Genomic DNA, 17,318 nt, shown 5'->3' with positions numbered 1-17,318 from the left:
GACCTTCACATGTATGGCAAGGTTCGACGATACCGGCATGAGCACGGACATCACACTGTACGACTACTCCCCCATCACCGAGCGCGAGCCGATCCACTGGCCCGAGGGTAAACGAGTCGCGTTCTACGTCGGCCTCAATATCGAACATTTCTACGTCGACCTGCCGGGCACCGCGACCTACGAGGGCACCACCGCCCTGACGCCGGACGCCCTGAACTACGGCTGGCGTGACTACGGCCCGCGGGTGGGCATCTGGCGCCAGATCCAGTTGCTCGACAAGTACGGGATCCGGGCCAGCGCGCTGTTGAATTCCGATGTGGGCGAACGGTATCCGCAGATCATCGCGGCCGGGAAGGAACGCGGCTGGGATTGGCTCGCGCACGGCAGCAGCAACAGCCATCTGCACACCGGCCTGTCGCTGGACGAGGAACGCCGGGTCCTGACCGATATCGTCACCACCATCGAGAAGACCACCGGCCGCCGGCCCCGGGGCTGGATGGGACCGGGCCTCACCGAAACCTTCCACACGCCGCAGCTGCTGGCCGAACTGGGACTCGAGTACGTCCTCGACTGGACCAACGACGATCAGCCCTATCGGCTGAATGTGCCCGGGCTGCTGAGTGTTCCGTATTCGGTGGAACTGAACGACATCGGCATCTTCGTCAGCAAGGGCCTCACCGGCCCCGATTTCGTCCGCATGGTCCGCGACCAGCTCGACCAGCTCTACGCCGATTCCGCCGACAGCGGCCGGGTACTGGCGCTGGCGCTGCACCCGTTCGTCACCGGGCAGGCGTTCCGGCACCGCTATCTGGACGAGGCGCTCGACTACGTGGTGAACCATCCGGGCGTCTGGGTGACCACGAGCGACGAGATCGCGGAGCATTATCGACGGACGACGGCGTGACGGCCGCTATCGCCCGGCGACGGTCAGATAGATCAGCAACAGGTTCAAGGCGCTGATCACGGCGGCGATCAGCCACGCGGCCGCGGTGGTCGCCCGATGATTGGCGTCCGCACCCATCAGGACGCGATCACTCGTGAACCGCACCAGCGGGATCAGCGCGAACGGGATGCCGAAGGACAGCACCACCTGCGAGACGATCAGGGCGCGGGTGGGGTCCACGCCGGCGGCGAGGATGAGCAGAGCCGGAATCAGGGTGACGACGCGGCGGAACAGCAGGGGGACCTTGCGCCGAAGCAGCCCGTCCATGATCATCGCGCCGGCGTAGGCACCCACCGAGGTGGATGCCAGGCCGGAGGCCAGCAGGGCCACGGCCAGCAGCAGGGCGGCCCAGGGACCGAGGACCTCGCGGACCGCGGCGTGCGCGGATTCGATCGAGTCGATATCGCGGCCGCCGAGCGTGGCGGCGGCCATCAGCAGCATCGCCAGATTGACCGCACCGGCGATGATCATCGCGAGACCGACGTCCATCCGGGTCGCGCGCAACAGGCGGCTGCGGCGCGGGCCCGGCTCGGTGCGGCCGTGCCGGTCCCGGGTCAGGCCGGAGTGCAGATAGATCGCGTGCGGCATCACCGTGGCGCCGATCATGGCGGCGGCGAGCAGTACGCTCTGCGCACCGTCGAATCGCGGCACCAGCCCGCCGGCCACGCCGGAGGGCGACGGCGGCGAGATCACCACACCGGCCAGGAAGCCGATCGCGATCACCGCCAGCAGGCCGATGATCACCCGCTCGAACGGTTGCTGTCCGCGGCGGTTCTGCACGGCCAGCAAGGCCATCGACACCACGCCGGTGATCACGCCGCCGAGCAGCAGCGGCAGTCCGAACAGCAGATTCAAGGCGATGGCGCCGCCGACGACTTCGGCGAGATCGGTTGCCATCGCGGTCAATTCGGCCTGTCCCCAATAGGCCAGCCGGACCGGGCGCCCGGCTCGTTCGCGCACGATCTGCGGTAGCGAGCGGCCGGTCACCACGCCCAGTTTCGCCGACAGATACTGCACCAGCGCGGCCATCACATTCGCCATGACGACCACCCACACCAGCAGATAGCCGTACTGCGCGCCGGCGCTGATGTTGGAGGCGACATTGCCGGGGTCGACATAGGCGATCGCCGCCACGAACGCCGGGCCCAGCAGGACCACGAGCGAACGCAGCCGATTCCGGCTCGCCGGCCCGGATTCGACGGTGATCGCATCCATGAAAAATAGTTTACGGGTGACCGAACTTTTTAGTGAGCCAGGCCCCGGAAAAGAGCGAATCCGCCCCGATCGCGAGGGCGATCGAGGCGGATCCGTGGTTCGGGTGAGGCGGTCAGATGCCCAGACCGCGGGCCAGCACCGGCCACGAGTCGAGGAAGTCGTCGTGCCAGTAGCCCCACGAGTGGGTGCCCGAGCTGCGGAAGTTGTAGGTCGCCGGAATGTTCAGCGAGTCCAGCTTCGCCTGCAGGTCGTGGCTGCAGTAGTTGGTCGCGGCCTCGATCACGCCGCCGACGACGAGCTGGTTGCCCAAGCCGTAGGCACCGGGGAGGGCGTAGGGGCCGTTGAGGGTGTCCCACTGGCCGGGCAGGCCGTTACCCGAGGAGATGTACAGGTTCGCGCCGCGCAGCTGATCGGCGTGCAGCAGCGGGTCGTTGTCCTGCCAGGCCGGGTTGTCGTCCTCGCCGTACATGTTGCGCACGTCGCCGCCGCCCCAGGTGTTGACGGTGAGCTTCACCGCTTCGCGGCCGACCTGGGTGCTGCTCTCCGCGCAGCCGGAATAGGCGGCCACCGACTTGTACAGGCCCGGCTTGGCGATCGCCAGGTTCAGCACCGAGGTGCCCGAAGTCGACAGGCCCGCAATGGCATTGACACCGTTGGTGCCCAGCGCGCCGTCGATCAGCGGGGGCAGCTCCTCGGTGAAGAAGGTCTTCCACTTGTTGCGGCCCAGGCTCGGGTCGTCCTTCAGCCAGTCGGTGTAGTAGCTCCACTTACCGCCGATGGGCTGCACGACGTTGACGTTCTTGTCGGACAGGAAGCCGTTGACGATATCGGTCTTCTTCTGCCACGACGCGTCGTCCTCGCCGCCGCCCGCGCCGTTGAGCAGATACAGGGTCGGGCGCGGCACCGAGGCGTCGGCGGGGCGCTGCACATCGACCGGGAAGGTGCGGTTCATCGCCGCCGAGTGAACGTACAGCCGGATGCTGCGGTCGTCCTTGTAGGTGGCCTTCTCGATCCGCGATCCGTCGGGCGACTGCGGGTCGGCCAACAGAGACTTCGAGGCGATGACCGGATCCTCCGCCGAGGCGGACGTTGCGCCGACTCCGGCCACGACGCCTGTGAGGACTCCGGTGGCCGCGAGCACGGCAGCAGCTCTCAGACCACTACGCCGGAAGTGTCGACGAATCAATGTTCACACCTTCGCTATCTGCTCGAATTCGGTTTCAGCTCTTCCGTGGGGCGCCCGGCGAGGCGCCACCCGGACGGTCGAGACCTCGCCCGACCCTACGGCCTATCTAGTCGTCTGACCAGACCGGTCCGTTACGCATGCGCCGCCCATCATGCCGGAGACCGCCCCTCCGGGCGAGGACCGGCCCCGCGCGCCAGGAGTGGCCCGGGGTCGGAGGGGGCCGCCGATCCGGAGGCCGCCGGCGCGTCGAGGTCGGCGAGGTCCGCATCCGGCGTCTCGACGAACCGGGCGACGAGTGCGGCGAGCCGTTGCGAGAAGGCGCCGGCGGCCGATTCGCCGAAGACATCGCACGCGTATTTCAGGGTGACGCGAAGCTGGTTGTCGCGCACCACGACTACGGTCAGCGGATAGTCGAGATCGTCCGCTACGGCGAACCCGGTGACCCCGACGCCGTCGACGGCCAGCCGGTCGAGTACCTCACGATCGACCGGGAACGATTCGAATACGACCAGGGAGTCGAACATTCCGGCCACACCGGCGGCATCCTCGATATCGCGCAACCCCAGACAGCAGGATTCCGACAGCGCGGACTGTTCGGCCTGCAGGCGGGTCAGCAACTCCGTCACGGTGCCCGAGGACGCCCCGCGCAGCCGCACCGGAACCACGGCGCGGAACGAACCCACCATCGCCGCCACTCCGGGCAGGGCCGCCGGCCGGCCGGAAACCACTGCGCCGAAGACGATGTCGTCGCGGCCGGTCTCCCGCGCGACGACCAGCCCCCACGCCGCCCGCACCACCGTGTCCACCGATACGTTCAGCCGGACGGCGAGCCGGGTCAAACGTTCGGTCTCCGCGGCCGACAGTTCGAAGCCGACGACGCCCGTCTCGTTCGAGCGGGCGCGACCCGCGTCGGCCGGGGCCAGCAGCGTCGGTTCGGTGACTCCGGCCAGTGCGTGCCGCCACCGCGCGCGTGCGGTGGTGAGATCCTGTGCGGCCAGCCACCGCAGATACTCCGCGTGCGAGACGGATTTCGGCAGTTGCCTGGTCCGCGTGCCCACCGCGTAGCGGGTCAGCAGATCCCTGACGAGCAGCGAGGCCGACCAGCCGTCGATCAGCGCGCGATGGCCGGTGATCAGCAGGCGGTAAGCCGCGGAAGGCAATCGCAGGAAGGTGAACCGCAGCAGCGGCGCCCGATCCGGCTCGACGTTCTCGGCGGAGTCGAGTGCGGCGATACGCGTCGCCTCGGCCTGTGCCGCGTCGAGTTCGAGATCGGTGAGATCGATACCGCGCCAGGCGACGTCGACTCGGGACGAGACCACCTGGATCGGATGGCCGGCGCGGTCGGCGGTGAAAGCGACGCGGAGGGCGTCGTGGCGCTCGAGCACCGCTTGCGCCGCGGCGCGCAACCGGGACTCGTCCACGGAACCGTCGAGATCCACGGTGACCCTGGTCAGCGCCGGGCCCGCCGGGGAGTCGGCGCGTGCGGCCAGCATATCCGCCTGCGCCGCGGGTACCGGCCAGACGTCCGCCAGGTTCGGGTAGGTCTGCGACAGTTCGGAGATCTCGCTCTGCTCCATCCGCACCAGGGCGAAGTCCGACACCGTGAAACCGCCGGCGTCGGGGCGTGTTCCGTGTTCGGCCAGACCACCGAGGGCCCGAACCCATTGTCCGGCGAAGTCTTTCACCTGATCGACGGTGAAAGCCGCCGCCGCGTAGTCGAATCGCGCCAGCAGGCCGTCATCGGTCGCGTCCACGGTGATGTCGAGCAGCACGTCGCCGGGCGGCGGTCCCGGATAGGGCCGGGCCGGACGCAGGTCCCGATAGCGGAAGGCGGTGCGCCCTCGGGCCGCCGCGGCCAGCTGCGGACCGGTCCGCGGGTTGAGGTAGCGCAGCAGGCCGTAGCCGACGCCGCAATCGGGGACGGCGCGGCGCAACTCCTTGATCCGGCCGATGGCCACGCCGGCAGCGGGGCCGCCGAGCAGGGCCTCGTCCACATCGATTCCCGCAAGGCTCACGAGCAACGGGTGGGTAGCCGTGAAACCGCCTGCGGTCGTGGCGTATTCCGCTCCGCACGCCGCGCGACCGTCGGCCGGCAGCTGCACCACGGCACCGATCAGGTCGCCCGCGGTGCCGCGGGGTGTGGGTTCCTGCGCCAAGGCGAACGCGGTGAGCAGTACCTCCTCGACGGTGGCATGGTAGGCCCGCGCCACCGCGTCCACCGCGTTCGCGCCCTCGGCGGTGATCACCAGCGACACCCGGCCGCGGGCCGCGAGATCGAGACCCTGGATCGGGGCGTCGGCCGGGGCGGGCCGGAGATGGTCGTGCCACCAGTCGAGTTGCTCGACGGTGCCGGCGGCGTCGGCCCGCTCGTGCAGGACGCGACTGAATCCGATCGGGCCGGCGTCGACGGCCGCGGGCGCGGAATGGCCACCCGCCCAGGCGTCCGACAGCTCGTCGATCACGATGCGCCAAGACGTATCGTCGACCACTAGGCAGTTCGCGACCACGACCACACTCGCCGCCGCATCGCCGCCTTCGGGCGAGGGGATCAGCCCGAAGGCGATGTTGTGCCCGCTCGCCGGATCCAGTTCCCGGCCCATCGCCCGGACCGCCAGATCGACGGCCTCGGAGCCCGGCGCGAACTGCCGCAATACGGCCGCCGGAGGCGTTTCCGGGATCACGAAGACTCGGGCCTCCTCGTCCAGCCGCGCCGACAGCATCGGATGCCGCTCGAGCACACCCGCGACCGCTTCCCGGATCCGCTCGGGATCGCAGTCGGACGGAAGGTCGACCACGATCGCCTGCTGCGGCAGCGCGGACGCTTCCAGTCCCAGCAGCCGAATCGCCATCGGCGGCAACGGCATCGGGCCGCCGGTGGTGGCCGGCGCCTCGATGACCGCGAGGCGGGCGAGCGATTCGATCGTGCGCGCGGTGAACACGTCGCGAGGCGTGAATCGCAGACCCCGGATGCGCGCCCGCGCGGCGAGCCGGACGGCCAGCGCGACGTCACCGCCCAGCGCGAAGAAGTCGTCGGTCGCGCCGACGTGCTCGATCCCCGCCACCTCGGCGAAGACCTCGGCGAGCAACCGCTCGGCCGGTGTTTCCGGGGCTCGGCGGGCCGGCTCGATCGCCGGGCCGCCCGCGCGCGGTTCGGTACGGCCCAGGTATTCCAGCGTCGGCACACCGCGCTGCCGGCGAACCACGTAGCCGGTGCGGAACAGCCGCTGCCCGGGCACCCCGCTGGGATCGGCGACGAACCGGTTCGCGGTGGCACCGGGGCGGTCGTGATATCCCCGCGCCAGCTGGACACCGCCGAGATACAGCTCGCCGGCCACTCCCACCGGCACCGGCCGCAACCGTGCGTCGAGGAGCACCGCGCGCACGCCCTGGTTCGGCGCAGCGATCACCGGCACCGCCTCGGTCGCCGCCACCTCGCCCACGGCGAAGGCGACGGTGCTCTCGATCGCGCCGAAGGCGGTGTGCACGCGACGATCCGGGCCCTCGGGGCCGCTCGGCCTCCACGCCGGCGCATCGCCTCTGGCCGGCTCGGCATCGGTGAGGATGATCCGCACCGACTCCGGGAGATCGCCGTCCAGTGCGGCCAGCGTCGGCACGTCGAGGACGGCATGCGTCACCTCGCGGTCCTGCATGACCCCGGCCAGTTCGGCGCCGCCCGCGATGTGCGGCGGCACGATCACCAGCGGCCCGGCCGTCCCGACGGCGAGCAACAGCTCCAGCAGCGCCGCGGCACGCGCGGGCGATGCGAAGGCCAGGACCCGAGCGGCCTGGTCCGGCTCGTAGCGCTCACCGAGTTCGGCGCTCAGGTTTGCCAGCCCCGCGTGGGTGAGCACGACGGCGCTCAGCCGGTCGGCGACATCGTCGGAATCGGGAGCGTAGAGCAGCCACGCGGCATTGTCCGGATCCAGCGCGACCGTGCGTTCGGCATCGGAGATCGGTGCGCCGGAACAGGAGTCGACCTCGTAGGCGAACCTCGGATCGTCCAGCACGATCCAGCCGCCCGCGGTGTCCGGTAGCTGCGGGTCCGCGGCTCGCACCGTGACGCCGAGATCCGCGCGGCATTCGGACACGATCCGGGCGATCCGGTCGGCGGGACCGCTCGGATCGATCGGCACCAGCACCGCACCCGATTTCACCACCGACCAGAGCGCCACCACGGCCTCGAGCGAACGTCCGATGGCCACCGCGACCCGGACATCCGGGCCCGCTCCCAGTTCGATCAGCCGCCGGGCCAGTTTGGTCGAGGCCAGGTCGAGCTGGGCGTAGGTGAACGCGCGACCGCCCACGACCACCGCCGGGCCGTCCGGATCGGCGGCGACTGCGGCCGCCATCAGGTCGGGCAGTGTCATGGGCGCGCGCACCGGCACGTCGATGTTCGCGACGAGATCGTCGGGCGCCGCGGGCATATCCGGGCCGTCGAGCGCGATATCGGCGTCGTGGGCCACCACCGCCAGAATCCGGACCAGGTGCTCAGCGGCCTGCACGACCGTCTCGCGGTCGAACAGGTCGGTGGCATAGATGAATTCACCGCGGATCCCGGCCGCTCCGCCGGCGCCCGTGCGGTGTTCGCGCAGACTCAGTCGCAGATCGAACCGCTCGCTGTCGGTAACCGGTTCCGCCACCACGGAACTCAGATCCGGTACGTCGAAACCGCACGCCACCGGATCGCCGAAGGAGAACGCCACCTGCGCCAGCGGATGCCACGCTCGGCTGCGCTGCGGAGCCAACGCGTCCACCAGGCGTTCGAAGGGGACGCCGGCGTTGGCGACAGCCCGCAGGTGGGTGTCGCGGACCTCGGTCAGCACCTGCGCGAAGGTGCGATTCGGTGTGACCCGGCTGCGCAGCACCAGAGTGTCGGCGAACGGGCCGACCACGTCGGCGAGGCCGGGTTCGCCACGGCCCGCGACCGGGATGCCGATCGCGACGTCGTCGGTACCGGACATCCGAGCGAGCACCACCGCGAGCGCCGCGTGCACCACCGTGGACACGGTCGAGCCGTATGCCGGCGCCAGCGCGGTGAGGGCGGCGTGCACCCGCGGATCGACGGTGATGCCGACCGTGCCGACGTCGAAACTCCGCTGCCGCGGGCGATCGGCCGGCCAGCGCGGTTCATCCGCGAGATCGGCGAGTTCGGTTGTCCAGTAACGCAACCGGTCGGAAATCGGGGATTCCGGATCGTCTTCGGAACCCGATACCGCGCGCTGCCAGTGCGCGTAATCGGCGTAGCGCACGGGTAGCGGTGCCCACACGGGCGCTCGGCCCGCGCGCCGGGATGTGTACGCGGTCGCGAGGTCCCGGACCAGCAACCGCATCGAGATATCGTCCACGGCGATCCGGTGGGCGGTGATCACCAGCACGTATTCGGTACCGGACAGCTGATGCAGACGCACTCGGAACGGAACCTCGACGGTGACGTCGACACCGCCGAATTCGCCTGTCCCCCGGTCCGCGCCGGTCTGCACGACCTCGAGATCCGGCGTCGCCTCGGCCACCGGCAGCACCCGTTGGATCGGGATGCCCGTTCCGGCCTCGGCCTCGGGATAGACCGTGCGCAGTATGTCGTGTCGTGCCACCAGGTCGGTCAGCGCCTGCCGCAACACCGCCACATCCAGTGCGCCCGACAGCCGGATCTCGCAGGAGACGAGGTAATCCGTCGCGGTGGTGTCGAACTGGTCGAGCAGCCAGAACCGTTGCTGGGCGTAGGACAGCGGCAGCGATTCCCGCCGCGGCGCCGCGCTCAGCGCCGGTCGTGTGCCACGCTCCAGCCACGCGGCCAGCGCCCCCACCGTCGCGGCCTCGTACAGGGCTCTCACCGGCACGTCGAATCCCAATGCGCCGCCGATGTTCTCGGCGGCGCGGACCGCCTGCACGGAGTTGCCGCCGCGCGCGAAGAAGTCGTCGTCGATGCCGATCCGGTCGAGGCCGAGCACCTCGGCGAAGGCACCGGCCACGACTCCCTGCACCGGGGTGCCGGGCGCCCGGAAACCGGTGGGCGCCGATTCCGGTTCCGGCAGGGCATCTCGATCGAGCTTCCCGTTCGCGGTCAGCGGCAGCGAGTCGAGCACCACGAACGCGGCGGGGATCAGACGGGCGGGCAACGCCGCGCGCAACGCCGATCTCACCTGCGCCGGATCGAGTTCCCGATCGGCGGAGACGAGATAGGCGACCAGTCGATCACCGGTGCGCGGATCGGATTTCGCCACCACCGCCGCCTGCGCGAGTTGCGGCAACCGCAGCAGCACGGCCTCGATCTCGCCCGTTTCGACGCGGAAACCGCCGGCCACCGCCTGCTGATCGGTGCGGCCGCGATAGTCGAGGCCGCCGGCCGCGGTCCACGCGACCAGATCGCCGGTGCGATACATCCGCCCACCGCCGCCGAACGGGTCGGCGACGAAGCGTTCCGCCGTCCGGGCCGGACCCGCGACATACCCGCGGGCGAGGTCCGGACCCGCCAGATACAGCTCGCCGGTGACACCGGCCGGGACCGGATGCAGGCGCGAATCCAGCACGCGGACACGGTTGTTCGCGGCATCGGCCACGTGCTGCGCGTCGGGCCGATGGTCGACGATCGAGATCCCGCCCTCGGCGTAGGCGGACAGGTGGTGGAACGCCACCGGATGCGAGGCGTCCGGACGGTGTGGCGGCGTGGCGGGCACATCGCCGAGGACGATCACGCGCCGGAGCGAACTCGGGCTCGCCGCCGGGTCGTCGAGCGACGAGGCCGGTGCCGCGGCCACGGTGTGCAGCGTGGTCACCCGTTCGCGCTCGATCAGATCGGACAGCGAGCCGTCCGTCGCGTCCGGTGCGGCGAGTACCAGGCGGGCGGACGCCGTGACCGCGGTCCAGAACTCCCAGGCCGCCGACTCGAAGGGTGAGGTGGTCGCGGGGAGCACCGCATCGTCGGGCCCGAGCTCGAATCGTGTTCGATACCGGGCCAATTGGCGCGCGGCGGCGCTGTGCGCAACGGTGAGGCCCCGGAGCCGGCCGTTCGCCCCCGGACCGACGATCACGGAGGCCGGATGCTGCGGGAGCAGCGGCGCGAGCCGATCGTCGTCGCCGACCGGCCGCGGCGAGACACCGGACAGGTCCAGTTCGTCGATGCGTACGACGTCCTCGCGGACCACACGCCGGCCCGCCTCGGTGAACGCCGGCATGGATTGGGAGCGGCCGCGCCAATCACGGGCCACCACAGCGGGTTCGGCGGGCGCACCGGGCCCGGAGGGCACCGGCAGGTTCGTCGCGGACAGTACGACAACCGGCTCGGCGGCGGCGAGGAGGCGGCCGATCCTCTCGGCCGGCTGATCGGGATCCACGGGCACAGCAGCGCCACCGGCGACCGAGACCGCGAACATCGCGATCATGAAGTCCACACCGCGCGGCATCACCAGCGCCACCCGCGACTCGGGGCCCACACCCAGCGAGATCAGATGTCGCGCAAGGCGGTTGACCCGGGCGTCGAGTTCCGCGTAGCTCAGTCGCACCGGAGCCGGTTCGGACCCGCCGGCCTCGGCCGAGTCGGCCCACACCGCCACCGCATCCGGTGCGGCGGCGACGGCGGCCGCCAGCAGGGCCGGCAGGGTGGTGGCGTCCGGATCCGGTTCCCCGGTCGCGCCACGGCCCGGCAGGGTCCGCTCGGTGGGTGTGAGGATGTTCAGGTCACCGACCGGCGTCACCGGGTCGGCCACCACCCCCGCGAGCAGCAGCGTCAGCCGCTCGGCGATCGTGGTCGCGGTGGCGGCCTCGAACAGGTCGGTCGCATATGTGAGAGCGCCACCGATTCCCGTGGGATTTCCGTCCTCACCGTAGGTGTCGGTCAGGCTCAGATGCAGATCGAGCGGCGTGGCGGCACTATCGGCATCGACCTCGGTCACGCTCAGACCGGGCAGATCCCATTCCGGCAGTGCCGATTCGGCGGCCCGGTCGCGCAACGACAGGCCCACCTGGAAGAGCGGATGATGCGCCGTCGACCGGGGCGCGGCCAACGCCTCGATCAGGATTTCGAACGGCAGTTCGGCATGCGCGTGGATCTGCGCGTCGCCGTCGCGCCGGCGCGTCAGCAGCTCGGTGAACGGCGCCCGCGGATCGACGTGGGTGCGGACCACCACGGTATCGGTGAATACGCCGATCAGATCGTCGAGTTCGGTCTCCGTGCGGCGCTCGACGGGAGTGCCGACCGCGATGTCGGTGCTGTCCGACAGCCGGGCGAGCAGCACGGCGAAGGCCGCATGGACGACCGTGGCCAGTGTCGCGCGGTGCGCGCGTGCCACCTCGAGCAGCCCGGCGTGCACCCGCGGCGCTATCCACACCTCGACGCGGGCGCCGGCCCGCGTCGCCAGCGGCGGACGGGGACGGTCCGTGGGCAACGCCAGGACCTCGGGCAGCCCGCGTAGTTCACGCTGCCAGTACGACAGTTCGCGGTGGGCGACCGAACCCGGCTGCGACGCCGATCCGAGTACGCCGTCGCGCCAGAGCACGTAATCGGCGTACTGCACCGGCAGCGGCGCCCACTCGGGCGCCGCGCCGCGAGTACGGGCGGCGTAGGCGGCCAGCACATCGCGCACCAGCGGACGCGTCGAGGACGCATCGGCGGCGATGTGGTGGACCACCACGATGAGGACGTACTCCCGCCGCGCTCCCGGGGCGAGATCGGCGATCTCGACCAACCGCACCCGCAGGGGGATCTCGGTCGCGAGATCGAACGGCGTTGCCGCCGTTGCCTTCACGGCTTCCGGCACATCGGCCGCGTCCAGCCGTTCGGAACGCAGCCGCAGCCGGATATCGGCGGGAAGCACCGTCGGCACCGGTCCGTCCGCGGTGTCCGGATACACCGTGCGCAGGATCTCGTGCCGGACGAGAACGTCGTCGAACGCGATACCGAGCGCCTCGGTGTCCAGGCTGCCGGTCAACCGCAGCGCGAAGCTCAGGTGGTGGGCCTCGGCACGCGGGCGCGACTCCGGCGCGGCGGCCTCGCCACGGTCGAAACGCTCGAGGAACCACATCCGCTGCTGTGCCGGAGCGAGCGGCAGCCGCTGCGGACGCTCGATCGAACCGAGGCGGGGCCGGCGGCGGGCATGGATCTCCGCGTCGAGAACGACCGCGAGCCTCGCCACGGTGGGGTTCTCGAACAGCCAACGCAGCGGCACCCGTTCGCCGAGCGCCGCGTCCAGCCGGGTCACCACCCGGAGAGCGAGCGCGGAATCGCCGCCCAGTGCGAAGAAGTCGTCGTCCGCGCCCACCCGCTCGCGGGCGAGTTCCGCGCCGAAGGCGTCCGCGACGACCTGCTCCGTGGGAGTGACGGCCGCACGGAACTCGGGCTCGGCACGCATCGGCTCGGACGATGCCGTCCCGGCGGCCCGGGTCGCGCCCGGCCGCCGCCGGAATTCCATCCGATGATCCGTGCCGCCCACCCGAACCAGGCGTGCGGGCCGCGTGTCCTCCGGGGCATCCCAGCGCGCCCGATCGCCGGTCCGGTACATGCGTTCACCGGAGCCGAACGGGTCGGCCACGAAACGTTCCGCGGTCGCACCGGGACGGCGCAAGTACCCGCGAGCCAGCCGCTCGCCGGCGACATACAGTTCGCCCAGCTCTCCCTCCGGCACGGGACGCAGGCGGTCGTCGAGCACATAGGCGCGAACGTTCCACTGCGGCAACCCGATCGGCACGACCGGCCGATCCTCGCCGTCGGCCGGCCAGTAGGTGACCGAGATCGCGGCCTCGGGCGGCCCGTACAGATGGTGCACGCGGGCATCGCAGACGGCGTGTACCGCATCGACGGTTTCCGGGTACAACTCGTCGCCGATGACGAAGACGTCCTGCAACGTGGGGCAGCTTCCCGCGGCGGTGTGCTCGGCGAACTCCGACAGTGCCGACGGGGAGAAGTCGGTGACCGTAACACTGTGGGCGGCAACAGTTTCAGCGAGAACGCGGGGATCGCGCTCGCTGCCGCGCGCGGCGAGCACCAGCGTGGCGCCGGCCCGCAGAGGCAGCAGGCAGCCCCACAGCGCGACATCCGCGGTCACCGCCGTCCACTGGAGATAGACGTCCCGGCTGCCCAGTGGATAGGCCGCCGACATCCACTCCAGCTGCTGGTCGAGCGCGGCGTGCGACAGCACGGCGCCCGTCGGCCGGGCGGCCGTGGCCGGGGTGAAGACGACGTAGGCCGGATGCTCGGGGAGCAACGGCGACAGCAACTCCTGCGGCCTGATCGGGCTCGGATCGAACCCGCCGAGATCCATCGTGTCCAACCGCAGCAGGGGGATGCGCGCGGGCACGGTGATGACGTCGGCGACGGTGGTCACCACGCAGACGGGCCGTGCGATATCGACGATATGTGCCGTGCGATCGGCCGGATCGTCGGGATCCAGCGGCACACAGACGCCACCGGCCGCCAGGATCGCGTACATGCCGACGAGCAGATCCGGGGACCGGCGAACGGCCAGGCCGACCGACGTCTCCGGACGCACCCCGCGGGAAATGAGCAGGCGGGCAAGCTGATTGACCTGAGCGTCCAATTGGGCGTAGGTGAGTTCGGCGCCGGCACAGGAGACGGCCACCGCGTCGGGCACCTGCGTCACCGCTCGACGGAAACCGGCCGGCAGCAGCGCCGGCGCGATGGGGTGCCGATTGTCGTTGTATTCGTGAATGATCCGGGTCAGCTCGTCGGGCGCGAGGCCCTCGAGGTCGCCGATCGGGCGGTCCGGAGCGTCGGTCACCTCCGTCAGCAACCGCAGCAAACGATCGGCCAGACCGGCCACCGTCGGCTCGTCGAACAGATCGGTCGCGTACCCGAATCGCGCGGACAGCTCCTGCCCCCGGCCGTCGGAACGGACCGGCACCACGGTGAGGTGCAGATCGAACGGCGTTGCGGTGCAGTCGATCTCGACCGGCGCGAGCGACAGGCCCGGCAACGACAGCGGAATCCGATCCGGCTCACGCACCGACAACAGGACCTGCACCAGCGGGTGACGGTCACGCGAACGCCGCGGGCTCAGTCCTTCCAGCAGGAGTTCGAACGGCAGGACGGCATGCTCGAACGCGTCCCGGTCGCGCCGCGCCACCGTCGCCAGCAGTTCGGTGAACGGCGTCGCCGGGTCCACCGGCGTCCGCAGTGCGACAAGATTTTCCAGCGGTCCGACCAGGGCGGCGAGGGCATCTTCGCGACGGCCGGAAACCGGAGTGCCGACCACGATGTCGCGCCGGCCCGACAGCCGCGCGAGCAGAACGGCCAACGCCGCGTGCACCACGGTGAAGAGGTCGACGCCCGATGTCAGCGCCAGCTCGTCGATGCGCTCCCGGAGCCGGGCGTCGATGGCGAACGGATATTCCGCGCCGCGCCCGGAAGCCACCGGCGGGCGCGGGCGATCCGCGGGCAGGGGCAGCGGCTCGGATATCCCGGCGAGCACCTCCCGCCAGTATTCGATCTCCCCGGCCGCGAGCGACGTGGGATCGCGTCGATCGCCGAGGAGTTGGGCATGCAGCAGGGTGTGGTCGGCATAGTGCAGCGCCAGCGGCGGGCGCGACGGAACCGCGCGATTGCGCCGCGCGAGAAAGGCGATCAGCAGATCGCGCAGGAGCACGGCCATCGACTCGTGGTCGGCGGCGATGCGATGCACGACGACCGCGAGTACGTGCTCCGCGTCGTTCAGTTCGGCCAGCGCGAACCGCACCGGCACCTCGGTCGCGACATCGAAGGCGGTGGCCACGGTGCCGGCCAGCCAGGCGGGGAGTTCCGCCTCGTCGATCGAGACCGGCTCCACCTCCCGCACGGCCTCCTCCGGCGACAGGACGACCTGGTGGGGTACGCCGTCGGTCTGTGGATAGACGGTCCGCAGGATTTCGTGCCGCTCGGCCACATCGGCCAGAGCCGCCCGCATGGCGTCCACATCGAGACGGCCGGACAGCCGCAGCGCGGAGGCGACCGCATCCACGGGTGCGGTCGTGTGACCGTCGCCGGCGTCGAACTGATTGTGAAACCAGATGTGCCACTGCTGCGGCGACAGCGGAAGACGGTCCGGACGCGCCGGCGGAACCGACAGTGCGGACGGCACCGGGCCCGCAGGGGGCTCCGGTAGCGCCGACGACACCGGGCGCGCAGGCGGCTCTGAGGGTGCCGACGACACCGGGAGCGCCGACGGCACCGGTAGCGCTGACGGCTGCGGGCGCACAGGCGCCTCCGGCAGTGCCGACGATTCCGGGGGCGCGGACGGCACCGGTAGTGCGGACGGCACCGGGCGCGCAGGCGGCTCCGGCAGCGCCGACGGCTCCGGGCGCACAGGCGGCTCCGGCAGCGCCGATGACACCGGGCGCGCCGACGGCTCCGGCGCGACGACCCGCCCGGCTGCCGGCAGCACCGGCGCGGAAGCAGCAGGCTCCGGCGCGGAAGCAAAGAGCCTCGGCGCGGACACAAAGCGCTCCCGCGTGGACGCAGCGGACTCGGGCGCAGAAGCAGCGGACTCCGACACGGACGCAGCGGGCTCCCGCGCGGGCACAAAGCGCTCCCACGCGGACGCAGCGGACTCGGGTGCAGAAGCAGCGGACTCCGGCACGGACACAACGGACTCCGACGCAGACACGGCACGCACCGGCGCAGAAGCACCGGACTGCGGCACGGACACGGCAGGCATCGGCGCAGAAGCAACGGACTCCGGCACGGACGCTACGGTTTGCGACGCGGATGGCTCGGCGGCATGCTCGCGCGCGTCGGTGCCGGGTTTCGGCAGGAATTCGAGTTGTCCGCTCTCGGTCCGCCGCACCACTTCTCCGGTGCGGAACAGGCGAGAACCGTCGGGCTCGAACGGATTCGCGACGAAAGCCGCAGCGGTGGCCGCCGGACGGCCGTGACAGCCCCGCGCCAACCTGTCACCACCGATGTACAACTCGCCCGCCACGCCGTCCGGCACCGGCCGCAGCTGATCATCGAGCACCCATGCGGCGATACCCCGCAGCGGCTCACTGATGCCCGGTGCGACACCCGCGGTCGCGAGTACGGTGACGGGCGTGACCGCCTGCGTCTCCGGGGTGAGAACGGCGTGGGTGACCTCCGCCGCGGCCGACAGTTCCGTGAGGTCCGTGCCCGGGGCCACCGTGGGCGCGGCGACGACCAGCGTCGCAATCCCCCGGATCGCGGTCAGCAGCTCGAGCAACGAGAGGGCCGAGGCCGATGCCGCCGGATGCAGTACCCGCGATTCGGCGTCGACGCCCAGTCGCTCGCGACGCTCGTCGCAGGCGGCGCACAGCCCGGCCTGGGTGATCACGGTGCCGACGGCCGCGTCCGCTTCGGCGACCGGATAGAGCACTGCCGCCGGATGTTCGGCCCGCAGCGGGCGCACCCGGTGGGCATAGGTCACCGGATCGGCGGGCAACCGGTCCAGCGCGGCGCCCAGTTCGGCGCTGTCGAGACACAGCCATTCCGGCCCGGCCGGCAGTTCCGCGAGATCGGCCGTCATGGTCAGCCCCACCGCGGGACGGGCGTCGGCGAGAATTCGGCTCGTCCACGTCTGCGGCGCGGCGGGATCCAGGAGTACGACGGCGGCGCCGGTCTGCGCGACCGCCCAGATCGCGATCACCGCTTCCAGCGAGGGCGGGGCCGCCACCGCCACCCGATCCTCACTGCCGATGCCGCGCTGGATCAGCAACCGGGCCAAGGGCGCCGACTCGGCGTCCAGCTCGGCATAGGTGAGATCGGCGACCGGGCCGGTGCCGTCCGCGACGACGACGGCTATCGCGTCCGGATCGGATTCCACCGCGGCGGTCAGCAGTTGCGGCAGCGTTCTCACGAACGATCTGTGGGACCGTGCTCGGCGAATGCCGACAGAGTGAGTCATACCGTGGTCTCCTGCCGAACATCTTCCCGCCGCTCGAACAGCCGAACCACGAGCCTCTACCTCCTACCGCCGGTTGCCCGCTCATTGTCGGGCATGGGCCGACCCCACGCACCCCGGGCGCCGATCCCTCAGC

4 protein-coding genes are annotated in these 17,318 nt (G+C 70.9%); 1 reads left to right on the top strand and 3 read right to left on the bottom strand.

Annotated features, from left to right (window positions below):
• Positions 1-37: 37 nt before the first annotated feature.
• Complete coding sequence (locus ON23_RS03880) at positions 38-904, top strand: polysaccharide deacetylase family protein (RefSeq protein ID WP_039776455.1); 867 nt, start codon at positions 38-40, stop codon at positions 902-904.
• A gap of 6 nt (positions 905-910) precedes the next feature.
• Here the strand turns inward: ON23_RS03880 and ON23_RS03875 are convergent, their stop codons facing one another.
• From ON23_RS03875 to ON23_RS03865, 3 genes are all read right to left on the bottom strand, one after another.
• Positions 911-2,158 (bottom strand): Nramp family divalent metal transporter, encoded by a 1,248-nt coding sequence (locus tag ON23_RS03875; protein WP_051041950.1) that lies wholly within the window; start codon positions 2,156-2,158, stop codon positions 911-913.
• A 112-nt stretch (positions 2,159-2,270) separates the two neighbouring features.
• Complete coding sequence (locus ON23_RS03870; protein ID WP_039776425.1) at positions 2,271-3,299, bottom strand: alpha/beta hydrolase; 1,029 nt, start codon at positions 3,297-3,299, stop codon at positions 2,271-2,273.
• Positions 3,300-3,493: 194 nt separating this feature from the next.
• Entirely contained in the window at positions 3,494-17,137 is a 13,644-nt protein-coding gene (locus ON23_RS03865) for a condensation domain-containing protein (protein WP_051041948.1), read from the bottom strand.
• Between the last annotated feature and the right edge of the window lie 181 nt (positions 17,138-17,318).

Source organism: Nocardia cerradoensis NBRC 101014 (assembly GCF_000308535.1).
Taxonomy (GTDB): domain Bacteria; phylum Actinomycetota; class Actinomycetes; order Mycobacteriales; family Mycobacteriaceae; genus Nocardia; species Nocardia cerradoensis.
The sequence above is the reverse complement of the archived record's forward strand: the minus strand, read 5'-3'. Positions and strand labels throughout refer to the sequence as shown.

Bases quoted from the DNA above. Each gene is read 5' to 3' on its own strand.
- ON23_RS03875 (WP_051041950.1), bottom strand. From the start codon at position 2,158: ATGGATGCGATCACCGTCGAATCCGGGCCGGCGAGCCGGAATCGGCTG.
- ON23_RS03880 (WP_039776455.1), top strand. From the start codon at position 38: ATGAGCACGGACATCACACTGTACGACTACTCCCCCATCACCGAGCGC.